This is a genomic window from Pseudomonas sp. 58 R 3, assembly GCF_900006605.1.
Lineage (GTDB): Bacteria > Pseudomonadota > Gammaproteobacteria > Pseudomonadales > Pseudomonadaceae > Aquipseudomonas > Aquipseudomonas salomonii.
Genome location: NZ_CVTT01000025.1, coordinates 33,164 through 56,429, shown reverse-complemented (window position 1 = coordinate 56,429; position 23,266 = coordinate 33,164). Strand labels below are relative to the sequence as shown.

Annotated in this window: 18 protein-coding genes; 3 read left to right on the top strand and 15 right to left on the bottom strand. The window is 58.4% G+C overall.

Translation table 11 applies throughout. The features are described 5' to 3' along the window. Nucleotides 1-298: 298 nt before the first annotated feature. From BFP92_RS02815 to BFP92_RS02800, 4 genes are read right to left on the bottom strand one after another with little or no spacing between them, the layout of a single operon-like run. A complete protein-coding gene (locus tag BFP92_RS02815) occupies nucleotides 299-1,456 on the bottom strand; it encodes an osmoprotectant ABC transporter ATP-binding protein OsmV (protein ID WP_053131666.1) in 1,158 nt (385 codons plus the stop codon). Next, a complete protein-coding gene (locus BFP92_RS02810; protein WP_017845447.1) occupies nucleotides 1,453-2,106 on the bottom strand; it encodes an ABC transporter permease in 654 nt (217 codons plus the stop codon). Before BFP92_RS02810 ends, BFP92_RS02815 begins: the two co-directional genes overlap by 4 nt. Before the next feature lie 11 nt (nucleotides 2,107-2,117). Then, nucleotides 2,118-3,014, bottom strand: a complete 897-nt coding sequence (locus BFP92_RS02805; RefSeq protein WP_065911611.1) for a glycine betaine ABC transporter substrate-binding protein — start codon at nucleotides 3,012-3,014, stop codon at nucleotides 2,118-2,120. 20 nt (nucleotides 3,015-3,034) lie between these two features. Further along, nucleotides 3,035-3,751 (bottom strand): ABC transporter permease, encoded by a 717-nt coding sequence (locus BFP92_RS02800; RefSeq protein ID WP_065911609.1) that lies wholly within the window; start codon nucleotides 3,749-3,751, stop codon nucleotides 3,035-3,037. Nucleotides 3,752-4,083: 332 nt separating this feature from the next. On the opposite strand from BFP92_RS02800, the gene BFP92_RS02795 reads away from it, so the two are divergent. The 3 genes from BFP92_RS02795 to BFP92_RS02785 all read left to right on the top strand — a co-directional run bounded on the left by BFP92_RS02795 (nucleotide 4,084) and on the right by BFP92_RS02785 (nucleotide 6,472). Then, complete coding sequence (locus BFP92_RS02795) at nucleotides 4,084-5,667, top strand: peptide chain release factor 3 (protein WP_017138290.1); 1,584 nt, start codon at nucleotides 4,084-4,086, stop codon at nucleotides 5,665-5,667. Between the two features lie 198 nt (nucleotides 5,668-5,865). Then, a complete protein-coding gene (locus BFP92_RS02790; RefSeq protein WP_065911606.1) occupies nucleotides 5,866-6,111 on the top strand; it encodes a hypothetical protein in 246 nt (81 codons plus the stop codon). 97 nt (nucleotides 6,112-6,208) lie between these two features. Next, entirely contained in the window at nucleotides 6,209-6,472 is a 264-nt protein-coding gene (locus BFP92_RS02785) for a hypothetical protein (RefSeq protein ID WP_065911604.1), read from the top strand. Nucleotides 6,473-6,676: 204 nt separating this feature from the next. Here the strand turns inward: BFP92_RS02785 and BFP92_RS02780 are convergent, their stop codons facing one another. The 11 genes from BFP92_RS02780 to BFP92_RS02730 all read right to left on the bottom strand — a co-directional run bounded on the left by BFP92_RS02780 (nucleotide 6,677) and on the right by BFP92_RS02730 (nucleotide 23,227). Next, nucleotides 6,677-7,648: a peptide ABC transporter ATP-binding protein gene (locus BFP92_RS02780; RefSeq protein ID WP_017138288.1), complete on the bottom strand. Its 972-nt coding sequence runs from the start codon at nucleotides 7,646-7,648 to the stop codon at nucleotides 6,677-6,679. Beyond that, nucleotides 7,648-8,616, bottom strand: a complete 969-nt coding sequence (locus BFP92_RS02775) for an ABC transporter ATP-binding protein (RefSeq protein WP_017138287.1) — start codon at nucleotides 8,614-8,616, stop codon at nucleotides 7,648-7,650. Before BFP92_RS02775 ends, BFP92_RS02780 begins: the two co-directional genes overlap by 1 nt. Nucleotides 8,617-8,626: 10 nt before the next feature. Further along, entirely contained in the window at nucleotides 8,627-9,538 is a 912-nt protein-coding gene (locus BFP92_RS02770) for an ABC transporter permease subunit (protein ID WP_065911602.1), read from the bottom strand. 10 nt (nucleotides 9,539-9,548) lie between these two features. Then, a complete protein-coding gene (locus tag BFP92_RS02765; protein WP_056859204.1) occupies nucleotides 9,549-10,559 on the bottom strand; it encodes an ABC transporter permease subunit in 1,011 nt (336 codons plus the stop codon). A 77-nt stretch (nucleotides 10,560-10,636) separates the two neighbouring features. Further along, on the bottom strand, nucleotides 10,637-12,235 hold the full coding sequence (locus BFP92_RS02760; RefSeq protein ID WP_065911600.1) for an ABC transporter substrate-binding protein: 1,599 nt from the start codon (nucleotides 12,233-12,235) through the stop codon (nucleotides 10,637-10,639). Between the two features lie 80 nt (nucleotides 12,236-12,315). After that, the gene (locus BFP92_RS02755) at nucleotides 12,316-13,710 is read right to left on the bottom strand and encodes an OprD family porin (RefSeq protein ID WP_065911599.1); all 1,395 of its coding nucleotides are present in this window, start codon (nucleotides 13,708-13,710) and stop codon (nucleotides 12,316-12,318) included. A 170-nt stretch (nucleotides 13,711-13,880) separates the two neighbouring features. After that, nucleotides 13,881-15,485 (bottom strand): ABC transporter substrate-binding protein, encoded by a 1,605-nt coding sequence (locus BFP92_RS02750; protein WP_065911598.1) that lies wholly within the window; start codon nucleotides 15,483-15,485, stop codon nucleotides 13,881-13,883. 304 nt (nucleotides 15,486-15,789) lie between these two features. Further along, nucleotides 15,790-17,418, bottom strand: a complete 1,629-nt coding sequence (locus BFP92_RS02745; protein ID WP_065911597.1) for an ABC transporter substrate-binding protein — start codon at nucleotides 17,416-17,418, stop codon at nucleotides 15,790-15,792. Nucleotides 17,419-17,676: 258 nt separating this feature from the next. Beyond that, complete coding sequence (locus BFP92_RS02740) at nucleotides 17,677-19,278, bottom strand: ABC transporter substrate-binding protein (RefSeq protein ID WP_065911595.1); 1,602 nt, start codon at nucleotides 19,276-19,278, stop codon at nucleotides 17,677-17,679. An 80-nt stretch (nucleotides 19,279-19,358) separates the two neighbouring features. Then, nucleotides 19,359-22,082, bottom strand: a complete 2,724-nt coding sequence (locus BFP92_RS02735; protein WP_239694233.1) for a hypothetical protein — start codon at nucleotides 22,080-22,082, stop codon at nucleotides 19,359-19,361. 434 nt (nucleotides 22,083-22,516) lie between these two features. Then, nucleotides 22,517-23,227, bottom strand: coding sequence for an SIMPL domain-containing protein (locus BFP92_RS02730; protein ID WP_065911593.1), 711 nt, complete (start codon nucleotides 23,225-23,227; stop codon nucleotides 22,517-22,519). Between the last annotated feature and the right edge of the window lie 39 nt (nucleotides 23,228-23,266).

The following is a 23,266-nucleotide window of genomic DNA, read 5'->3' as shown; positions in this document are numbered from 1 at the left end:
GTTTCCAGCATGGACGTTCGGCGCGAACTTTAGGACGTGAGGGGACATAGATCAACTAAAAATGTCGCGTTTTTGCACGCGTTCGTCGCGAGGTCGCGTGCAGCTACTTATGTAACCGACAGGTGTGACGGATTGATGTTCCCCGGATGGGGCAATTTGAGGTGTTTCAGGCACAGTGAAGATCCAATGTGGGAGCGGGCTTGCTCGCGAATGCGGTGTATCAGCCAATGCATCCTGTGACTGACACTCCGCCTTCGCGAGCAAGCCCGCTCCCACATTTTGACCGCAGCGCGTCAGGTCATGCGAGTGCAGTCTCGGCCGGCGACACGATGCTGGTCTTGCCCCCACGCGACTTACCGGAGCTCAGGTACTCGGCGATCGACTCCTGGGTCACTTCACCGAGGAACACCCGCTCAGCGTCCATCACCGGCAACCACGAACGGTTGAACTCGTACATACGCGACAACAGGATGCGCAAATGCTCGTCATACGCCGCCGTGGCGTTGAACTCGCGCAGGTATTGGCCGCACGTACCGGTCTGACGGTGCAGGTCGCGGCGTCGTACATACCCCAGTGCCTTGTTCTCGGCGCAGGTGACCACCACATAACGGCGGTCCGTCTCGTCCATCAACTCCAGCGCTTCGGCCACCGGGGTTTCCGGGCTTACCGACGGGGCGTTGTCCGCCGCGTCTTCGGCTTTCACCAGGAGCAGGCGCTTGAGGGTGCTGTCCTGGCCGACAAAGTTGCTCACGAACTCGTCAGCCGGGTGTGCCAGTAGCGTGTCCGGGTGGTCGATCTGCAGCAGCTTGCCGGCACGGAAAATCGCAATCTTGTCGCCCAGCTTGATCGCTTCGTCGATGTCGTGGCTGACCATGATCACGGTCTTGTTCAGCGCCCGTTGCATCTCGAAAAACTCGTTCTGGATCATTTCGCGGTTGATCGGGTCGACCGCACCGAACGGCTCGTCCATCAGCAGCAACGGCGCATCCGCCGCCAGCGCGCGGATCACGCCGATGCGCTGCTGCTGGCCGCCCGACAATTCGCGTGGGTAGCGATGCAGGTACTGCTTGGGTTCGAGCTTGATCATGCTCATCAACTCGCGAGCACGGTCATGGCATTTCTGCTTGTCCCAGCCGAGCAGCTTGGGCACCACCACGATGTTTTCTTCGATGGTCATGTTCGGGAACAGGCCGATCTGCTGGATCACATAGCCGATGTTGCGGCGCAGGGTCACTTCGTCGAGGTCGGTGGTGTCTTCGCCATTGATCAAAATCTTGCCCGAAGTGGGCTTGATCAAGCGGTTGATCATTTTCAGCGTGGTGCTCTTGCCGCAGCCCGACGGGCCGAGGAATACGCAAATCTCGCCTTCGTTGACGGTCAGGCTTACGTCGTTCACGGCGGATACGGTTTTGCCGTTGCTTTGAAAAGTCTTGGTCAGGTTTTGAAGTTCGATCATTTGAGCAGTCCTTTTGGAGTCAGCGAGCGTTGCAGCCATTGCAGAAGCAGGTCGGCGAAGATGGCCAGGAGACTGACCAGTACGGCGCCAACGATCAGCATCGACATGTCACTGCGGCTGATGGAAGCCAGAATAAGTACACCCAGGCCACCGGCGCCGATGGTGGCGGCGATGGTCATCACACCAATGTTCATCACCACGGCGGTGCGTACACCGGCGAGGATCACCGGCACGGCGATCGGCAGTTCGACCATGCGCAGGCGCTGGCCGAAGGTCATGCCGATGCCTTTGGCGGCTTCGCGAATGCCCGGCTCAACGCCGGTCAGTGCCAGGTAGGTGTTACGCATGATCGGCAGCAGCGAGTAGAGGAACACGGCGGTGATCGCCGGCATCGGCCCCAGGCCCTGGCCGAACTTGGAGTAGAACGGCAGCAGCAGGCCGAACAAGGCAATCGACGGCACGGTGAGCAGCACCGTGGCGCTGGCTTGCAACGGGCCGGCAAGTGACGGGAAACGGGTCATCAGCACGCCCAGGGGCACGCCCACGACGATTGCCAGGATGACCGCAATGCCGACCAGCGTGATGTGCTGCCAGGTCAGGTGCAGGACCTGGGCCCAATCAAGATGGGAAAAGGCGTTTAAAAATTCCATGTCTTCTCCTCTTATTGGCTGATGGGATGCTGGCGCAGAAAATCTGCGGCCACGGCGGATGGGCTTTCATGGTCGACGTCGACCCGCGCGTTCAGCTGGCGCATGGTTTCGTCGTCGAACAGCGCGGCCAGTGGTTTCAGGTCGGCGGCCAATTGCGGGTGCGCGTCGAGATAAACCTGACGCACCACCGGCGCGGCGGTGTAGTCCGGGAAGTAGTGCTTGTCGTCTTCCAGCAGCTTCAATTTGAAGGCATTCAGGCGACCGTCGGTGGTGTAGACCAAACCCGCAAACACCTGGCCATTACGCAGCGCGGTGTAGACCAGGCCGGCGTCCATCTGCCGAGTGTTTTTGCGCGTGAGGTTCATGTCGTACAGCTTGACCATGCCGGCCAGGCCGTCGGAGCGGTTGGCGAACTCGGTGTCCAGGGCGACCAGGCGGTTTTCCTGGGTGTGTTGCGCCATGGCCTGGGTGAGGTCGCTGATGCTGTTGATCTCAGGGTGTTCCTTGGCCACTTTTTCAGGCAGTGCCAGGGCGTAGGTATTGCTGAAGTGCGACGGAGAGAGCCAGACCAGGCCTTTTTTTGCGTCGAGTTCTTTCACCCGAGCGTAGGACTGTTCGCTGTCGAGCTTCTCGTCGATATGGTTGTAGGCCACCAGCGACACGCCGGTGTACTCCCAAATTAAATCCAGCTGCCCGCTTTCCTGGGCACTGCGCGCCAGGTTACTGCCCAGGCCGCCGGTCACGCGGGTGTCGTAGCCTTTGGTGCGCAGGTATTGGGAGGTGATTTCGGCGAGCAGGGTCTGTTCGGTGAACACCCGGGCGCCGATGCGAATTACTGGTTTTTCGGCGGCTTGCGCAATGCCTGCAAACAGCAGGACGCAGCTCAATATCAAGGTCAGTTTTTTCATGTGATTTCCTTTGCCAAGCCTTAAGACGCACGCACTCCGCGTTCCAGCCAGAGGCGGCTGGCCATGGTCACCAGACCGTCGAGCAGCAAGGCCAGCAGCGCGGTGCACGCGGCGCCGAGCAGCAGTTGCGGCTGATTGTTCAGGGCGATGCCGGGGAAAATCAGGCTGCCCAAGCTGTTGGCGCCAATCAGGAACGCCAGCGGTGCGGTGCCGACGTTGATCGCCAGGGCCACACGCACGCCGCCGATGATGATCGGCACGGCGTTGGGCAGTTCCACCCGAAACAGCACCTGGCGCGGCGTCATGCCGATGCCGGTGGCGGCTTCTTTGAGTGAGCCTTGAACGTTTTTGAGGCCCTCGTAGGTGTTGCGCACGATGGGCAGCAACGAGGCGAGGAACAACGCGAAGATGGCCGGGCCACTGCCGATGCCGAGGACGCCGAGGGCGATGGCCAGTACGGCCAGGGGAGGGACGGTGTTGCCGATGTTGAAGATCTGCATGAAGCGTTCTGCGCGCCCGACCATGTTCGGTCGGCTGAGCAGGATACCGGCGGGGATGCCCACAACAAGGGCGGCCAGCATGGAGACTAGAACGAGGATCAGGTGTGCTTGCAGGTAAAACAACAAATCGTCGCGGTACATCTCGATCGTGTTGATGCCGATCCAGTGGACCAGCAGGGCCAGGAGTGCGACGACAACCGCACCTCCTATCAGCCCTTTGCCATAGCGAATAGCCACAGGCGGACTCCTTTTTTTCTTTTGTCGGCGAACACATTCTCCGGCGGCAATGCCATTGCTGGCTGCCTTCGAATAGGTTCGCGAAAAGCAGCTCGCCGATACCGGCAACGCGGTATGCGATCGAGCCATGAGCGCAGCCTCGTCAGGCTAACTTGCTGATTTTTCAGCCCCTGTTCCGAGTGCGGTAGCAGGGGAGTGGACGTCTCTACCTTTTAAAAGGTTCCATACTTGGCAGCATTTAGCCACCCCCAATCGGGTGAACGGTGGTCCGGCGCCTGGGGTTTGCGCTATACTCGCCGCCCTTTTTTGACTCACCTGCCAGGCGATTTCCCATGACCCACCAGGCCGCCGAAGTCGCGAAACGCCGCACTTTCGCCATTATTTCCCACCCCGATGCCGGTAAAACCACCATCACCGAGAAGCTGTTGCTGATGGGCAAGGCAATCGCTGTGGCCGGCACGGTGAAATCCCGCAAATCCGACCGCCATGCGACATCCGACTGGATGGAGATGGAAAAGCAACGGGGTATTTCCATTACCACGTCGGTCATGCAGTTCCCGTATCGCGATCACATGGTCAACCTGCTCGACACCCCGGGCCACGAAGACTTCTCCGAAGACACCTACCGCACCCTGACTGCGGTGGACTCGGCCTTGATGGTCCTCGACGGCGGTAAAGGCGTTGAGCCACGGACCATCGCGCTGATGGACGTGTGCCGCCTGCGTGACACGCCCATCGTCAGCTTCATCAACAAACTCGACCGCGACATTCGCGACCCGATCGAGCTGCTGGATGAAATCGAAGCGGTCCTGAAGATCAAGGCCGCGCCGATCACCTGGCCGATCGGTTGCTACCGCGACTTCAAGGGCGTGTACCACCTGGCTGATGACTACATCATTGTCTACACCGCCGGCCACGGTCACGAACGCACCGAAACCAAGATCATCGAAAAACTCGACTCGGACGAAGCCCGCGCCCACTTGGGTGACGAGTACGACCGTTTTGTCGACCAGCTCGAATTGGTGCAGGGCGCCTGCCACGAGTTCAATCAGCAGGAATTCCTCGACGGCCAGCTGACGCCGGTGTTCTTCGGTACGGCTCTGGGCAACTTCGGTGTCGACCATGTGCTCGACGCCGTGGTGGATTGGGCGCCGAAGCCCCTGGCCCGGGTTGCCAACGAGCGCACCGTGGAGCCGGTCGAAGAGAAATTCACCGGCTTCGTGTTCAAGATCCAGGCGAACATGGACCCGAAACACCGCGACCGTATTGCCTTCATGCGCATCTGCTCCGGCAAATACGAAAAAGGCATGAAGATGCGCCACGTGCGCACCGGCAAGGACGTGCGCATCGGCGACGCCCTGACGTTCTTCTCCTCCGAGCGTGAACAGCTGGAAGAGGCGTTTGCCGGCGACATCATCGGCCTGCACAACCACGGCACCATCCAGATCGGCGACACCTTCACCGAAGGCGAAGCCCTGGGGTTCACCGGTATCCCGCACTTCGCCCCGGAACTGTTCCGCCGCGTACGCCTGCGTGACCCGCTCAAATCCAAGCAACTGCGCCAAGGTTTGCAGCAGCTGGCGGAAGAGGGCGCCACCCAGGTGTTCTTCCCTGAGCGCAGCAACGACATCATCCTCGGCGCCGTCGGTGTGCTGCAGTTCGATGTGGTCGCCAGCCGCTTGAAAGAGGAATACAAGGTCGAATGCTCCTACGAGCCAATCACCGTGTACTCCGCGCGCTGGATCGATTGCAGCGATAAGAAGAAGCTGGAAGAGTTCTCCAACAAAGCCGTGGAAAACCTGGCGATCGACGGCGGTGGTCACCTGACCTACCTGGCGCCGACGCGGGTCAACCTGGCACTGATGGAAGAGCGCTGGCCGGATGTGAAATTCCGTGCGACGCGCGAACACCACTAAGGTCCGCGCGGTACACCAAAGGGCGTAGCTGTCATGGCTTCGCCCTTTTTTGTGCGCGCGCTGCCGACCTAATGTGGGCGCAGGCAAGCCAGCTCCCACATTTTGATCTTCATCTGTCTGGGCCATTGGCGCGAACCCCGCATCCGGACTAGCGTATTCAAATACTTCACCCATTCACCGACGGATCCGGAGGCGACCTTGCGTATAACTCAACGTGCCGTCCAGCTGATGCTGCTGGCGGCTTTGGGCCTGGCCGGCACAGCGGCGCTGGCGGATACCGGCACGCCACAGTGGAAAGACACTGGCCCGGTCACCAAGAAAAAGCAGAAGGAGGTCAACTCCGGCAGCTGGCAGCCCCAGGCTCAGCCCGCGCCCAAGGAAGATCAAGAAAACCCCTACAACGAAGGTGAGGACAGCGAAACCTACGATGACGGCGATACCTGAGGCCTGATTGGCATAAACCCGAGAACGGAACTAGCTTCATTCACAGCGCCGGTCGAACACTGGCGCACGTGTTTCACTGACTGGACGGAAATCGACCATGACTATCTTTCAACGTTTGGTGCTGTTGCTGAAAGTGTTGGTGATGTTATCGCTGGGCGCTTCATCGGCGTGGGCCAGTACGGCCGTGCAGAGCCAGGCCCCAGGCTATGTGGCGGCGAAGACGGCGCAGGTGGGGGGTTTGCAGTTGGCCAAGAGCGAGGCAGAGCCTGGTGATGAAGACCAGGGCGGTTCCAAGGATGACGATGACCAGCAAGCGCCGTCAGATGACGATGACACCCCTGAAGGTGACAGCGATACCTGAGTCGAGATGAAAAAAGCCCCACCTGCCGGACTGATGCGCAATCCGACGGGTGGGGCGGTAGAACTCCTCTAAGTCGATCGTTCCCGCGCTCCGCGTGGGAATGCATCCTGTGACGCTCTGCGTCACGCCTCAATCGAGCGACGGGACGCAGAGCGTCCTGGGCGGCGTTCCCACGCAGAGCGTGGGAACGATCCAGCGATCTCGTTATGCCACAAACTGCTCCGCGTAGTGGCAAGCCACCTGACGGTTATCCAATGCGCGCAACTGCGGCTCCTCACTGCTGCACCGCGCCGTGGCATACGGGCAGCGCTTGTGGAACGCGCAGCCAGGCGGCGGGTTCAGCGGGTTGGGCAGTTCGCCGACGATCTTGATCTTCGGCTTGTTCGGGTCCGGGTGGATGGTCGGGGTGGCCGACAGCAGCGCCTGGGTGTAGGGGTGCAGCGGGCGGGCGTAGATGTCTTCCTTGGGGCCGACTTCCACCGGGCGGCCGAGGTACATCACCATCACGTCGTCGGCGACGTGCTGCACCACTGCCAGGTTGTGGGAGATGAACACGTAGGCGGTGTTGAATTCCTGCTGCAAATCCATGAACAGGTTGAGTACCTGGGCCTGGATCGACACGTCCAGCGCCGAGGTCGGTTCATCCGCCACCAGCACCTTGGGTTGCAGCATCATGGCGCGCGCCAGGGCGATGCGCTGGCGCTGGCCGCCGGAGAACATGTGCGGATAGCGCTGATAATGCTCAGGGCGCAGGCCCACTTGCTTCATCATTGCCTGCACTTTCTCGCGGCGTTCGGCGGCGGACAGGTTGGTATTGATCAGCAGCGGCTCGCCGAGCTGGTCACCGACCTTCTGGCGCGGGTTCAACGAGGCGTAGGGGCTCTGGAACACCATCTGCACGTCTTTGCGCAATTGCTTGCGCTGGGCCTTGTCGGCGCCGGCCACTTCCTGGCCGGCGATTTTCAAGGAGCCCGAAGACGGCTCTTCGATCAGCGTCAATGCGCGGGCCAGGGTGGATTTGCCGCAACCCGATTCGCCTACCACGGCGAGGGTCTTGCCGGCTTCCAGTTCAAACGACACACCATTGAGCGCGCGTACCAGTGCATGGCCCTTGAACAGGCCACGGGACACTTCGTAGTGACGGGTGAGGTCGCGGGCGGTAAGAACGACGGCCATTACGCCACCTCCTGGTTCAAGGGGTAGAAGCAGCGCGCGAGGCTGTTGCTTTTCGGGTCAAGGCCGGGGCGCTGGGCGCGGCAGGATTCCTGCACGTAAGGGCAGCGCGGCGACAGCAGGCAACCCTGCGGACGGTCATAACGACCGGGCACGATACCCGGCAGCGTGGCCAGGCGCGTGGCGCCCAGGCTGTGCTCGGGAATCGCCTTGAGCAGTGCTTCGCTGTACGGGTGCGCCGGGATGTCGAACAGTTGCGGCACCTGGCCGACTTCCACGGCCTGGCCTGCGTACATCACGCACACGCGCTGGGCGGTTTCAGCCACGACCGCGAGGTCGTGAGTGATCAGCACCAGGCCCATGTTCTGTTCTTTTTGCAGGGCCAGCAGCAGTTCCATGATCTGCGCCTGGATGGTCACGTCCAGTGCCGTGGTCGGCTCATCGGCGATCAGCAGTTTCGGCTCGCCGGCGATTGCCATGGCGATTGCCACACGCTGGCTCATACCACCGGACAGTTGGTGCGGGTAGGCATCCATACGGCTGGCAGCGCCTGGGATCTCTACTTTTTCGAGCAGTTCGATAGCGCGCTTGCGTGCTTGCTTGCCGGACATTTTCAGGTGCAGGCGCAGCACTTCTTCGATCTGGAAACCCACGGTGTAGCTGGGGTTCAGCGCGGTCATCGGGTCCTGGAATACCATCGCCAAGTCTTTGCCGACGATCTGGCGGCGCTGGCGGTTGCTCAGCTTGAGCATGTCCTTGCCGTCAAAGTTCAGCGCGTCGGCTGTGACGATGCCGGGGTGCTCGATCAGGCCCATCAGCGCCATCATGGTCACGGATTTACCCGAGCCCGACTCGCCAACGATCGCCAGTACTTCGCCTTTGTCGACCGAGATGTCGAGGCCATCGACCACCGGTACGGCGGTCTTGTCGCCGAAGCGCACGTTGAGATTCTTGATTTCTAACAGTGACATGGGAATCTCCTCAGGCGGCGTTCTTGAGTTTCGGGTCCAGCGCGTCGCGCAGGCCGTCACCCATCAAGTTGATTGCCAGCACGCTGAGCAAAATGGTCAAACCAGGCAGGCTCACCACCCACCAGGCGCGTTCGATGTAGTCACGGGCCGAAGCCAGCATGGTGCCCCACTCAGGGGTTGGCGGTTGTACGCCAAGGCCGAGGAAGCCCAGGGCCGCGGCATCGAGGATCGCCGAAGAGAAGCTCAAAGTGGCCTGTACGATCAGCGGCGCCATGCAGTTGGGCAGCACAGTGATGAACATCAGGCGTGGCAGGCCGGCGCCGGCGAGGCGGGCGGCGGTCACGTAGTCACGGTTCAACTCGCCCATCACCGCGGCGCGGGTCAAGCGCACATACGAAGGCAGCGACACGATAGCGATGGCGATCACGGTGTTGATCAGGCCAGGGCCGAGGATCGCGACGATGGCTACAGCCAGCAGCAGCGATGGCAGGGCCAGCATGATGTCCATCAAGCGCATGATGGTTGGGCCGAGCAGGCGCGGGAAGAACCCGGCGAACAGACCCAGCAGGATGCCCGGAATCAGCGACATCACCACCGATGACAAACCGATCAGCAACGACAGGCGCGAGCCCTGGATCAGGCGCGAGAGCAGGTCACGGCCCAGTTCATCGGTGCCCAGCAGGAACTGCATCTGGCCACCTTCCAGCCAGGCTGGCGGGGTGAGCAGGAAGTCACGGTATTGCTCGCTCGGGTTATGCGGCGCTACCCACGGGGCAAACAGCGCGCAAAACACCACCAGCAACATGAACAGCAGGCCGGCAACCGCGCCTTTGTTCTTGGAGAAGGCTTGCCAGAATTCTTTGTACGGGGACGGGTACAGCAGGCTTTGATCGACTGCTGACACTTGAGTAGGTGTGGTCATGGTCATGATCTCAGCGCTGGTGACGGATGCGTGGGTTGGCGAAGCCGTAGAGGATATCCACCACGAAGTTCACCAGGATCACCAGGCAGGCGATCAACAGGATGCCGTTTTGCACCACCGGGTAGTCCCGCGCGCCAATGGCTTCGATCAGCCATTTGCCGATGCCGGGCCACGAGAAGATGGTTTCGGTCAGTACCGCACCGGCCAGCAGGGTGCCGACTTGCAGGCCGACAACGGTAAGCACCGGAATCAACGCGTTACGCAGGCCGTGCACGAATACCACGCGCGCCGGCGACAGGCCTTTGGCCTTGGCGGTACGGATGTAGTCTTCGCGCAGCACTTCGAGCATCGACGAACGGGTCATCCGCGCAATCACCGCCAGCGGGATGGTGCCGAGCACGATAGCGGGCAGGATCAGGTGGTGCAGGGCATCCCAGAATGCGTCCGGCTCGTCAGCCAGCAGGGTGTCGATCAGCATGAAGCCGGTGCGCGGCTCGATGTCGTAGAGCAGGTCGATACGCCCGGAAACCGGGGTCCAGCCCAGGCTCACCGAGAAGAACATGATCAGGATCAGGCCCCACCAGAAGATCGGCATCGAATATCCCGCGAGGGAGATGCCCATCACCCCATGGTCGAACAGGGATCCTCGTTTAAGGGCCGCGATCACCCCGGCCAACAGGCCCAGGATACCGGCGAACAACAGGGCGGCCATGGACAGTTCCAGGGTCGCAGGGAAGAGGGCGGTGAATTCGGTCCACACGCTGGTGCGTGTGCGCAGCGATTCGCCGAGGTCGCCGTGGGCGAGCTTGCCTACATAGTCAAAGTATTGCGCATAGAGCGGCTTGTTCAGGCCAAGGCGTTCCATTGCCTGTGCGTGCATCTCGGGGTCGACACGGCGTTCGCCCATCATGACTTCTACGGGGTCGCCGGGAATCATGCGAATTAACGCAAACGTGAGCAACGTGATGCCGAAAAACGTGGGGATCAATAACCCCAATCGGCGGGCAATAAAACTAAACATCTTGTTGTGTACCTCAATCAGCCGGTTAGGCAGGTTCGGCACCGTCAATGTCGACGGTGCCGAGCGTCTTCTCTTATTTACTTCACCTGGGTGGTGGCGAAGTTATTTGTGGTCAGAGGGCTTTGGGTAAAGCCTTCGACGTTTTTGCGCATGGCGGTGAACATTTTCGGGTAAGCCATGGGAATCCACGGTTGGTCTTTTTCGAAGACATCCATGGCTTGTTCGTAGAGTGCGGCCCGTTTCGAGGGTTCCTCGATGGCGCGCGCTTTGTCGATCAAGTCCTGAAACTCTTTGTTACACCAGCGGGCGTAGTTTTCGCCGTTTTTCGCTGCGTCGCAACTCAGGTTTGGCGTGAGGAAGTTATCCGGGTCCCCGTTGTCCCCTGCCCAACCGGCGGAAACCATGTCGTGCTCGCCATTTTTAGCGCGTTTGAGCATCTCGCCCCATTCCATGACCTTGATGTTCACCTTCAGGCCGATCTGCGCCAGATCCGCCTGCATGCGCTGGGCGCCGAGCATCGGGTTCGGGTTGGTCGGGCCGCCGCCATTGCGGGTGAACAGGGTGAACTCGGTGCCTTCCGGTACACCGGCTTCCTTGAGCAGGGCGCGGGCCTTGTCGAGGTCACGCGGCGGGTTTTTCAGCTTGTCGCTGAAACCCAGCAGGGTTGGCGGGTACGGGCCGGTGGCATCGATGGCGTTGCCTTTGCCGTACAGGGATTCGTTGTAGCCTTTTTTGTCGAACGCGATGTTGATCGCGTGACGCACCCGCGCGTCGCTCATGTACTTGTGGGTGGTGTTCAGCGCAGTGTAGGCGGTGGTCATCGCCGCCAGCTCCGCAACCTTCAGGTTCGGGTCGGCCTTCATGCTCGGCACGTCATCCGGTTTCGGATACAGCGCGATCTGGCACTCGTTGGCCTTGAGCTTCTGCAAGCGCACGTTGTTGTCGGTGGTGATCGCCAAAATCAGCGGGTCAGCCGGCGGCTTGCCACGGAAGTAGTCCGGGTTGGCCTTGAAACGCACCTGCGCGTCTTTGGCGTAACGGGTGAAGATGAACGGGCCGGTGCCGATAGGCTTGGCGTTCAGGTCATCGGTCTTGCCGGACTTGAGTAACTGGTCGGCGTATTCGGCGGAGTGAATCGAGGAAAACGCCATGGCCAGGTCGGCCAAAAACGGTGCTTCAGGACGTGTCAGGGTAAAGACGACGGTGTGATCGTCGGTCTTCTCTACGCTCTTGAGCAGTTCCTTGAAGCCCATGCTTTCAAAGTACGGGTAGCCCACGAGGGACTTTTTGTGCCAAGGGTGATTCGGGTCCAGCTGGCGCTGAAAGCTCCAAAGCACGTCGTCGGCATTCATGTTGCGCGTGGGTTTGAAGTAGTCGGTGGTGTGGAACTTTACATCGTCACGCAGGTGGAAGGTGTAGGTCAGGCCGTCAGCGCTGATCTCGGGCAGGGCCTTGGCCAGTGCCGGTACAACTTCGGTGGTGCCGGGCTTGAAGTCCACCAGGCGGTTGAACATGGTTTCAGCGGCGGCGTCAGCGGTGACAGCGGTGGTGTACAGCACCGGGTCAAAACCTTCCGGGCTGGCTTCGGTGCAGACCACCAGCGGTTTGGCCGAAACGCCGATCGCAACGCTCAGCAGCGCAGCGGCAATGGCAGCTTGTAGCGGGAGCATTTTCATTCAGAGCCCTCTGCAATCGATTAAACCAGACAAGCGTAGACGGCGGGCTCGTGATGAGCCCGCCGTCTACCTGGCGCTAATTAAAGAATGTTGAACGGGATGGTGGTGACCAGACGGAACTCACGGATGTTGCCGTCAGCCTGGTTGGCGCTGGCACGGTGAGTCACGTAGGTACCACGGATGGTGGTGGCCTTGAGTGGGCCGCTTTGCAGGGCGTACGAGGTGCCGATGCCGTATTCCTGGTGTTTCTCGCCATCCTGGGACTGGATGCCGTTGTAAGCGAAGCCGGCACGGCCGCCGTCGCCGGTGTAGTGAGTGCCGTCGATGCCCCAGCCGCGAGCCGAGTAGATGTTGAACTTCAGGCCCGGCACGCCGTATTCGGCCATGTTGATGCCGTAAGCGACCTGGAACGATTTCTCGTTCGGACCGTTAAAGTCGGACGTCAGGGAGTTGGCCAGGTAGATGCCGTTGGTTTCGTGCAGGTAGTCGAAGTATTCGTTACCGTTAACTTCCTGGTACGAGAAGGTCAGGCTGTGAGCCTGGTGAGTCAGGCCCAGCGACAGCGAGTAGGTGTCGTTGTCGATCTTGCCCATCAACTTTTTGCCTTCGTCGACGGTTTTGTAGTAGTTCAGGCCGGTGGTCAGGGCCAGGGTCTGAGCATCACCCAGTTCGTGGGTGGCGCCGAAGTAGTACTGGTTCCAGAAGTCTTTGACTTGAGCGCCGAAGAAGCTGGTTTTCAGGCTCTTGAACGGCTGGTAGTTCACACCGGCGGTGTAGACGTGATCCGCTTCCTGACCATTGCCGTATTCACTGCGGAATTTCGACAGGCTCTGTTCGGTACGTGGCGACACGCGGTCGAAGTAAGCGCCCTGGAACGACAGGTTGCTGAATTCTTCGCTGTTCAGGGCGAAACCTTCGAAGCTCGATGGCAGTGCACGGTTGCCGATGGTGTCGACGATGCCGCTGCTGAAGTTCTGGCGACCGGCGGTCAAGGTGGTGTTCGACACACGGAACTTCACGTTGGCCAGGCCCAGTTTGCTCCACTGATCGACTGCATCGCCGTCGGAGTCGGCCAGGGTACGGTTGGAACCACCCTTGATGTCGCGCTTGCTGCGGTCCAGCACGATAGCGTTGTAGGCCGCGACTTCGGTAGCGACGCCCACGGTGCCTTGGGTAAAGCCTGAGCTCAGGTTAAGGATGGTGCCCTGTACCCAGTTGGTACGGTAAGCATCAGTGCGCGCTTCGCCGTGCTTCTGGTAGGTGAACTTGCCGCCACGGAACTTCTGTTCGTTGGAGAACCAGTTACGGGTGGTACCGCCCAGGCTTGCGCCGTCGACAAAGCCCTTGGCCTCGCTTTGGGCGCTGGTGCCGGCCAATGTGGTGGGGACGAAGTCCTGGCTCTGGGTTTCCGCAAATGCGGTGGCCGTGATGCTGCTGATGGCCAGGGCCAGAAGCGCTTTGCTGCTCAGTTTCATGGGTGGAGCTCCTTTGGTTCTCTTTTTAATGCCGGTCTTTTTAGGTGAACCGGCTATTGGGTGTGTAACTCGTTCAAGCTAGTGCAAACGTTTGCCGTAGGATAAATCCCAACAAAAGGCTGCACGTTTGCCACGGAGCCGATTTGGCTCCGCACCATCCGGTTATTTTCTTATGGGTTGAGACTGACGCCCGAAAACACGTTGCGGCCGAAGGGGCTGACTTTGAAACCTTCGACTTTGGCGCTTAACGGCTGGTTGACCGTCGAGTGGGCGACTGGCGTGATCGGCACTTGCTGTTTAAGCAATTGCTGCGCCTGCTTGTACAGAACAGTCCTTTGTTCGCGGTCGGTCACGACCTTGGCTTGCTTGATCAGCTTGTCGTACGCCGGGTCACACCACATGGAGTAGTTGTTCCCGCCGATGGCGTCGCAGCTGTAGAGGGTGCCCAGCCAGTTGTCCGGGTCACCGTTGTCGCCGGTCCAGCCGATCAGGCTGATATCGTGCTCACCGTTCTTGGTGCGCTTGATGTATTCGCCCCATTCATAGCTGACGATCTTGACCTTGAGGCCGATCTTGGCCCAATCGCTTTGCAGCATCTCGGCCATCAGCTTGGCGTTGGGGTTGTACGGGCGCTGCACCGGCATGGCCCACAGGGTGATCTCGGTGCCTTCTTTAACGCCGGCAGCCTTGAGCAGTTGCTTGGCCTTTTCCGGGTTGTAGGCGGCGTCCTTGATGCTGTCGTCATAGGACCACTGGGTCGGCGGCATGGCGTTGACCGCCAGTTGGCCCGCGCCCTGGTACACGGCATTCAGGATGCTCTGCTTGTTCACCGCCATGTCCAGCGCCTGGCGCACTTCGAGCTGGTCGAAGGGTTTGTGGCGCACGTTGTAGGCGATGTAGCCGAGGTTGAAACCTGGCTTGGTCAACAGTTGCAGGTTTGGATCGGCCTTGAGCGCGTCGACGTCAGCGGGGCGCGGATGCAGGGTGATCTGGCACTCGCCGGCCTTGAGCTTCTGCACTCGCACCGAGGCGTCGGTGTTGATGGCAAAAATCAGTTGGTCCAGCTTGACGCGACTTGGGTCCCAGTACTGTTTGTTGCCCACATAACGGATCTGCGAGTCTTTCTGGTAGCGCTGGAATACAAACGGCCCAGTGCCGATCGGCTTCTGGTTGATGTCGCTGGGTTTGCCCTCTTTGAGCAACTGTTCGGCGTACTCGGCCGACAGGATCGAGGCAAAGCTCATCGCGATGTTTTGTACAAACGCGGCGTCGACCGTGTTCAGGGTCATCACCACGGTGTAGGGGCCGGTCTTCTCGACCTTGGCGATGTTCTTGTTCAGGCTCATCCCGTTGAAGTACGGAAACTCGGTGGGGTAGGCCTTGCGAAACGGGTATTCAGGGTCAAGCATGCGGTTGAAGGTGAACAGCACATCGTCGGCATTGAAGTCGCGTGTCGGCTTGAATTCCTTGTTGCTGTGGAACTTCACCCCTTCACGCAGGTGAAAGGTGTAAGTCAGGCCGTCTTCGGAAATATCCCACTTGGTTGCCAGCCCAGGCACCACGTCAGTCGCACCTTTTTCGAATTCAACCAGGCGGTTGTACAAAGGTTCCGCCGCGTCGTTGTCGGTGGCGGTGGTGTACTGCGCGGTGTCGAACCCTGCCGGGCTGCCTTCAGAGCAGAACACCAGGCTCTTCTTTTCGGCAGCTTGGCCCATCGTGGCCACAGCCAGCAGGCTGGTGCCAAAAATTGCGGATAGAACAGTGGTATGGCGCATGACGATCCCGATCCTTGTTTGTTGTTGTCATCAGCGAGCAATCACCCAGGCGTCAGGCCTGGTGGACATCACTGATCCCACACGCAGCAAGTGCCTTTCCTAGGTTGGCGCTTCTGCTGTCCTACGACGGTATGGGTCGCGGAGCTTGCAGTAAATGCGCCAAAACGGATTGACCTTGTAGGTAACGGATGCACAAGTCGCAGTTCATTGCTGTAGGAAGGCAATGTTGCGGTTGTGGTCTGTTTCCTACGGTCTAGGCGGATGCAATAACGGCGACGTTATGAAACGTCGCCGCTACTGAGTCTTACTTGCCGCTTACACTAACGCCGTAGAAGGAGTTCAAGCCAAACGGGCTGATCTTGAAGTCCTGCACGGTGTTGCGCATGGGTTGATACACCGTCGAGTGCGCGATAGGTGTCATCGGGACTGCATCTTTGAGGATATGTTGCGCCTGCTTGTACAGCTCGGTGCGTTTGGCGACGTCCGATGTGGCTTTGGCTTCTTTGACGATGCCGTCGAATTTCTTGTCGCACCATTTGGAGAAGTTGTTACCGGCCAGCGAGTCGCAGCCGAACAGCACGTTCAGCCAGTTGTCCGGGTCACCATTGTCGCCGCTCCAGCCAATGATCATGGCCTGGTTCTCGCCGCCTTTGGAGCGCTTGAGGTACTCGCCCCACTCGTAACTGACGATGTTGACCTTCAGGCCGATCTGTTTCCAGTCGTTCTGCAGCATCTCGGCCATCAGTTTGGCGTTCGGGTTGTACGGCCGTTGAACCGGCATGGCCCACAGGGTGATCTCGGTGCCTTCTTTAATGCCGGCTTCCTTGAGCAGTTCCTTGGCCTTGGCTGGGTCGAACTTCGTATCCTTGATGGTGGTGTCGTAGGACCACTGGGTCGGCGGCATGGCGTTGACGGCCAGTTGGCCTGCGCCCTGGTACACGGAGTCGATGATCTGCTGCTTGTTCACCGACATGTCCAACGCTTCACGTACACGCAGGTCGGCCAGTGGGTTGGCGGCGGTCTGCCCCTTGATCACCGGCATGACGTTGTAAGCGATGTAGCCCAGGTTGAAACCGGCCTGGTGCGGCAGTTTCAGGTCCTTGTCTTCGCCCAGCGCCTTGAGGTCGGCCGGACGTGGGAACAAGGTGATCTGGCATTCGTTTTTCTTGAGCTTCTGGATGCGCACCGACGGGTCGGTGGTGATGGCGAAGATCAGGTTATCGATCTTCACATCCTCAGGTTTCCAGTAGTCCTTGTTGCCGGTGTAACGAATGTTCGAATCTTTCTGATAGCTCTTGAACACGAACGGACCAGTGCCGATTGGCTTCTGGTTGATGTCCGCGGGCTTGCCTTCCTTCAACAGTTGAGCGGCGTATTCGGCCGACTGGATGGAGGCGAAACTCATCGCCAGGTTCTGGATGAAGGCGGCGTCCACAGTGCCAAGGGTGAACTTGACGGTGTGGTCATCGACTTTCTCGATGTTCTTGATGTTGGTGTCCATCCCCATGTCCGTGAAGTACGGGAACTCGGTGGGGTAGGCTTTACGGAACGGATCGTCCTTGTTGATCATGCGGTTGAACGTGAACAGAACGTCATCGGCATTGAAGGTACGGGTCGGCTTGAAGTACGAAGTGGTGTGGAATTTCACGCCATCACGCAGGTGGAAGGTGTACGTCAGGCCATCCGGGGCCACGTCCCAGCTGGTGGCCAGCCCAGGAATCACAGCGGTGCCGCCGCGTTCGAACTGGGTCAGACGGTTGAACATGGTTTCGGCCGAGGCATCGAAGTCTGTTCCGGCGGTGTACTGGCCTGGGTCGAAACCGGCCGGGCTCCCTTCGGAGCAGAACACCAGGTTACTCGCCGCATGGGCGAAAGGAGCAGCGGCCATAAGGCCAGCACTCACTAAAAGCGGAAGGACTGCGTGTTTAAGCATGTTGGCCTCATGATTTGTTGTCATTTTTGGTGGTGAGGGCGACCTCGTGAGTCGGCCTGCGGATACTTATGCAGGGGCCATACCCATTGCAAGATGCTGAACCGTTGCAAGAGGCAAACTGTGGTACGAACGTACAGGAATGTCGCATTTATGAAAGTTTGTACATAAATGCATATATATAGAGGGTTTTTTCGGTGCATCGAGCGCACCAAAAAAGCCCAGCCGAGGCGTCTGGCGCACTCGGTTGGGGCGCTCTTGTTACTTATCTAGACTGACACCGTAGAACGGCGTCAGCCCAAACGGACTGATTTTGAAGTCATGCACTTCTTTACGCAGTGGCTGGAAAACCGTCGAGTTCGCAATAGGCGTTATAGGTACCTGTTCTTTAAGAATTTTCTGTGCCTGTTGATACCACTTGATGCGTTGCTCGCGGTCGTTGCTGACCTTGGCCTGCTGCACCAGTTTGTCGTAGGCCGGGTTACACCATTTGGCGTAGTTGCTGCCCTTCACGGCGGCACAACTGTAGAGCACGCCGAGCCAGTTATCGGGGTCGCCATTGTCACCGGTCCAGCCGTAAATCATCGCGTCATGCTCGCCATTTTTGGCGCGTTTGATGTATTCGCCCCATTCGTAGCTGATGATGTTGGCTTTGATACCGACCTTCGCCCAGTCTTGCTGGATCATTTGCGCCGACATGCGCGCGTTGGGGTTGGAAGCCCGCTGGACGGTCATGGCCCACAAATTGATGGTGGTACCTGGTGCAACCCCTGCTTCTTTTAGTAGCGCCCGGGCCTTGGTCGGATCGTAGGGCGCATCCTTGATAGTCGGGTCATAAGACCACTGCGCGGGTGGCAGTGCGTTTTGCGCCAATTGTCCGGCGCTTTGGTAAACAGCCTTGATAATTGCCGGCTTATCGATGGCCATGTCCAGCGCCTGGCGCACCTTGAGCTGGTCCAGCGGAGGATGCGTCACGTTGTAGGCCAGGAAACCCAAATTGAAACCGGCCTGTTGCAGCACGCGCAGGTTGGGGTCTTGTTTCATTATTTCAATGTCGGACGGGCGCGGGTAACCGCTGACCTGGCATTCCCCGGCCTTGAGCTTTTGCAGGCGCGCGGCGGCGTCCGGGGTGATGGCGAATACCAGGTTATCGAGCTTCACATCCTCAGGTTTCCAATACTGTTTATTGGCCACGTAGCGAATCTGCGAGTCTTTCTGGTAGCGCTTGAACACAAATGGCCCGGTGCCTACGGGCTTTTGGTTGATTTGCTCGGCCTTGCCCTCTTTCAGCAAGTGGGCGGCGTACTCGGCCGATTGCACCGAGGCGAAGCTCATGGCCAGGTTCTGCACAAACGAGGCGTCGACGTTGTTCAGGTTGAACTGCACGGTGTGCTCGTCGAGTTTTTCGACACTTTTGATCGTGGTGTTCAAACCCATGTCGGTGAAGTACGGCGATTCGGATGGATAAGCCTTGCGAAACGGGCTATCGGCATCCAGCAGGCGATTGAAGGTAAACAGCACGTCATCTGCGTTGAAGTCGCGGCTCGGGGTGAAGTAGTCAGTGGTGTGGAACTTGACCCCGTCGCGCAGGTGGAAAGTGTAGGTCAGACCGTCTTTGGAGACATCCCAGCTTGTTGCCAGGCCAGGTTCTACCTCGGTACCGCCGCGCTTGAACTGGGTCAGGCGGTTAAAGACGGTTTCAGCGGAGGCATCAAAGTCGGTGCCGCTGGTGTACTGGCTGGGGTCGAAGCCGGCGGGGCTGGCTTCGGAGCAGTAGACCAGGGTGCTCGCGGCGTGAGCCATGGGCATGCAGGCCAAGAGGCCGGCGGCGAGTAGCAACGGTTTTAAGGTGATTCTGTCCATTAAAGACCCCTGAAGTGGCAAGCCTGTAAAAGCTGCCCGAACGAAAACGGCGGTCACCGAGGTTACCGCCGTTCAGGGGATCAGGTAAGGGCTGGTTTATTCACCGGCTCCGGTTGGGGTTTGACGGTTACTTCAATGCTGGATGGAGCATTGCTGTCGATCGTATAGGAGCTGTCCAACTCGTTACCCTCTCGTATCGTGAACGTTCTCTTGATCGTTACCTCTACGCCGGGAACGTGTTCTATATCCAGGTCCCCGTTATTGAGGTGCCCTCTGGAAATGATCTGAACCTTGGCCTCGTTCTTGGAACTGTCGTATTCAATGTGATACTGAGTGTCGTCGGCGCCGAAGCGGTAGCCCTCTTGCAGCATCGAGCCATCCGTATTCAACTCGATGATAGCGGGTGCTATGGAGCCCTGATGGGCTACCTCGGAAATGCGGGCGCGCAAGTCGGCGTCAGGGATGGCATCCTCAAACTGTTTCAGCCGTGCTTTCCTGATATTTTCAGCCGAGTCTGCCACGGCATCCAACGGTGCGGTACTCAGCAGCCCGTTTTCGGTGCGTGTGACGATGTAAGTATTACGATTTACATCCAGGACAAAGTTGGGTGAGTACTCGCTGGTACTGTGTTCCGTAACGCGTGCTTTTTCTCCTGGCTCAACGGAAAAATCAGTCTCGTCGATTTTCCAGGACACATTGAAGTTCGATTTGATTTTCCCGTTCTCTTCGTAGTTTCGGGTGGCAAACTCATAGTGCGTCCGTTCATTTATTTTCAAGAATTCATCGACTCTTTCAGCCGCGTTAATTTTTTTTCCCTCCAGATCGAGGAATTGATTGGCAAACGAAGGTGGCGACTTCAGGTCATCACTGAGCGTGGGTGAAGGTGTACGATCCCAGAACCATTTTCCACCACCCTCCACCCCGATTTTTTTCCACACGCCCGCTGCATCAGGCTTGGCAACAATCCCGCTACTCACCAGTTTTGTTGGATCCTTTGGATCTTGCACGCGTAACAAGTAACTTGTGCCGTCCAGGGCATCGGGCTCATCGGCTGCGAAATACGCCTTGCCCCTGAACTCCACTTCACGCATCCCCGCAAAGGTCAGGGAAGGCTTATCGGCTGCCGGGACGCTGGGTGCACTCGCTGGTATAGCTGAGCCGGTATCAACATCGTTAGATGTTTGTGATTTTCGCACCAGTTCAAAATCTGTTGTCAGCTCGTTGTAGTTCCAGCTGTAGTGCCCGGATGATGAGGGATTAACGGCTGTCGGGATGTCGCCAAGGCCGGCCTCTACCACGGCAGGTGTGATTTCGTGCACCAGCTGCAGGCTCGATATCACCGCAGCAGCGGTGCCGCCAACGCGATCTTCGGCGGTCTTGCCATAAATGGAGTCATGAATACCGAAGAAAATGTTGCCCGCATTACCAAGGACGGGCACGTAGCCGAAGGTGCGTCCCCACAACTCTTTGGCTTCCTTCCACGTTTGCTGCGAAGAACCAAATACCTGGGTTTGATCGGCCCACTTTGCATTGTTGGCGTTAATCTCCTGATAATCCCTTGCAATGCCGGATTTCAGGTCTCCAAAATTTAAGTAATAACTTTCTTTGCGCGACTGGGTGTAATTAAATGTCTCCCTGACGGAGACTTGTTTATCGCTGAGAAGGTTATGACGTCCGGGGTAGTGCGCATGATTACCCGCAATCAAGTTGTCGAGGACGGTGCTCGCCGGTGGCCAATGAGCATCTTTCCCACCTTGTTTGTCTTCGCCATTGAAGCTGGCCAGTAGTGCTTCACGATTGTTTTTGGCCCAGCGCGCAAATTCATCATCTCCCTTCAGCTCACTGACCGTACCGTTTTTCAAGTCAATCATCAGGCCTTGATTGGGGCGGGTGTCATAATCGCCGTGATAATTGACATAAGGGATAAACGCATAACCGGCCAGTGGGTAGCCGTATATATTTGGGATGACCACATTGCCGTTCTTGTCGAGCGTGCGATCAATCGCTGCTCGACCTTCAGGTGTCAGCGCTTTATAAATAGCCTTGTCGTTTCGCAGGCTTTGTAAGGTGCCCTTGACGACATAGGCATCGGCTTTGCCCGAGCGCTTTGCCAATGCACCCGACTTGTCGCTCATGGGTTTGGCGATGTCATCTTTCCAGTGGTCTTGAAGCTTTTTGCCCAGGGCCTCCAAATCGTTAATTTTGCTCCGGTCTTCTGGCTTGATTTCCATTGTTTGGAAGTTGAGTAGGCCGCCGGCGGCCGGCCTATCGTGCTTTAGAGCGCCCGCTGCAATCTCCCAAGCAAAATAAGTGCGTGTGTCGGTGTTGGTCTTGACTTCCGGCTTCCATTTTCCAACGTATGAGTTAAATGTTACCGTTATTTTCTCATGTGGATCCAAGCCGGCAGCCAGTAACCCGCCGCTAAAGTAACCGGCAGGTTCCATGAACTGACGAGTCTTCTGGAACCGGATATTGCTTTCACCTTCTTCGCCACTTTCTATGTTCTTGATTTGCGTTACTACACGACCGGCGAAGGCGTCGACCCGCTGTAGGCGCTCCTGTTGCGTATAGCTTGCCGTGGGCGGGGGAACGGTGATTGACCCATAAATCACCCCTTTGGCGAAATCAAGCTCATGGTTGGGGGTTGGGGCGGTGCTCGGTTTTTGCCCCGGGCCTGAAGTTTCCGCTCCTGGACCGGTCAGCGCACTTGGGCGTGTATTTTCCGCTGGCGGCGTGACGACAGGTTTCGGATGTGTATTGGCAGGGTTGGTATAGGGCGACAGCACGGGCGGGCGTATATTCATGATCGGGGCGCTTTACTCATGAGTTATCAACAATAGTTGCATGACGCGAAATATCAGGGCCGGCATTACGCACGCCGCGACATTACGATATGTCATGACTTATGTGGGTTCTGAACACGCTTGTTTTACCTCTGATCGACTTATGTGCTTACGGTTGCGTAATGGCATAAGCCAAAGAGGAAAACTGATTTACTCGTACATCCGCTAAATGGAATTTACGGGTTAGAGTTTGAAAGCATCAGTTGCTTGTAACTGGGTGGTTTAATACTTGCGCAGGGTTCCACGGCAGGCGGGTACGTTGTACGAAAATAACCTCTATAAGGCGCGGCCTACGGCGTTTGGGAAAAAACTGACAGCTCGCCGTCCTCCAAATTAAACAATCAAAAAAAAACGGTGCGAGCCATCAAGGCTGCACCGTTTTTTAATCGTAAGACTTACTGCAGGACTTCAATCACCCCATCAGCACTCATGCTGACCTGGCTGGTGCCCGCTTCCACTTCCGGTGTGGGGGCCGAATCCGCCATGGCTGCCTTCATCATCATGCCGCCACGGGCGTAAGGCATCGGGTAACCGTTGGTGTTGAAGTTAAGGTTGACGATCTTGTAGCCCTTGCCGCCCAGTGCATCGGTGGCCAGTTGCGCGCGGGCCTTGAATGCGGCAACCGCTTCTTTAAGCAACGCGTCTTCGCTGGACTTGCGCGTGGCATCCGCGATGGCGAAGTCCATATTCTCCATTTTCAAGGTATTGAGCAGCTCGCCGGTGAGCTTGGACAGGGCAGGGAAGTCGGCACTTTCCAGGCGCAGTTCGGCGCGCTCACGCCAGCCGGTAATCTTCTGGTTCTTGTTGTCGTAGATCGGGTAGCTGTTACGGCTGCCTTGACGCAGGGTCACAGCCTTGACTTCGCGCGCCTGGCCCAGCGCCTTGTTCATGGTGGTGGTGATTTCTGCGGCGAGTTTGGCCGGGTCGGCGTTTTGCGACTCGGTGTAAAGCGTCACGATCATCTTGTCGCGAGCAACCTCCTGGCTGACCTCGGCGCGCAGGGAAATCTGGTTGTAGTTCAGCCCTTCGGCTGCCAGCGCAGGCAGGCTGGCCAGGGTGGCGACGCCGAGGGTGATAACAGCTGCACTGCGAGTGAAACGAGACATGGAAGCTCCTTGAGGTAGTCGTGTTGGTTAAGACTGTAG

Bases quoted from the DNA above. Each gene is read 5' to 3' on its own strand.
- BFP92_RS02815 (WP_053131666.1), bottom strand. From the start codon at position 1,456: ATGATCGAACTTCAAAACCTGACCAAGACTTTTCAAAGCAACGGCAAA.
- BFP92_RS02810 (WP_017845447.1), bottom strand. From the start codon at position 2,106: ATGGAATTTTTAAACGCCTTTTCCCATCTTGATTGGGCCCAGGTCCTG.
- BFP92_RS02805 (WP_065911611.1), bottom strand. From the start codon at position 3,014: ATGAAAAAACTGACCTTGATATTGAGCTGCGTCCTGCTGTTTGCAGGC.
- BFP92_RS02795 (WP_017138290.1), top strand. From the start codon at position 4,084: ATGACCCACCAGGCCGCCGAAGTCGCGAAACGCCGCACTTTCGCCATT.
- BFP92_RS02785 (WP_065911604.1), top strand. From the start codon at position 6,209: ATGACTATCTTTCAACGTTTGGTGCTGTTGCTGAAAGTGTTGGTGATG.
- BFP92_RS02780 (WP_017138288.1), bottom strand. From the start codon at position 7,648: ATGGCCGTCGTTCTTACCGCCCGCGACCTCACCCGTCACTACGAAGTG.
- BFP92_RS02775 (WP_017138287.1), bottom strand. From the start codon at position 8,616: ATGTCACTGTTAGAAATCAAGAATCTCAACGTGCGCTTCGGCGACAAG.
- BFP92_RS02770 (WP_065911602.1), bottom strand. From the start codon at position 9,538: ATGACCACACCTACTCAAGTGTCAGCAGTCGATCAAAGCCTGCTGTAC.
- BFP92_RS02765 (WP_056859204.1), bottom strand. From the start codon at position 10,559: ATGTTTAGTTTTATTGCCCGCCGATTGGGGTTATTGATCCCCACGTTT.
- BFP92_RS02760 (WP_065911600.1), bottom strand. From the start codon at position 12,235: ATGAAAATGCTCCCGCTACAAGCTGCCATTGCCGCTGCGCTGCTGAGC.
- BFP92_RS02755 (WP_065911599.1), bottom strand. From the start codon at position 13,710: ATGAAACTGAGCAGCAAAGCGCTTCTGGCCCTGGCCATCAGCAGCATC.
- BFP92_RS02750 (WP_065911598.1), bottom strand. From the start codon at position 15,485: ATGCGCCATACCACTGTTCTATCCGCAATTTTTGGCACCAGCCTGCTG.
- BFP92_RS02745 (WP_065911597.1), bottom strand. From the start codon at position 17,418: ATGCTTAAACACGCAGTCCTTCCGCTTTTAGTGAGTGCTGGCCTTATG.
- BFP92_RS02740 (WP_065911595.1), bottom strand. From the start codon at position 19,278: ATGGACAGAATCACCTTAAAACCGTTGCTACTCGCCGCCGGCCTCTTG.
- BFP92_RS02735 (WP_239694233.1), bottom strand. From the start codon at position 22,082: ATGAATATACGCCCGCCCGTGCTGTCGCCCTATACCAACCCTGCCAAT.
- BFP92_RS02730 (WP_065911593.1), bottom strand. From the start codon at position 23,227: ATGTCTCGTTTCACTCGCAGTGCAGCTGTTATCACCCTCGGCGTCGCC.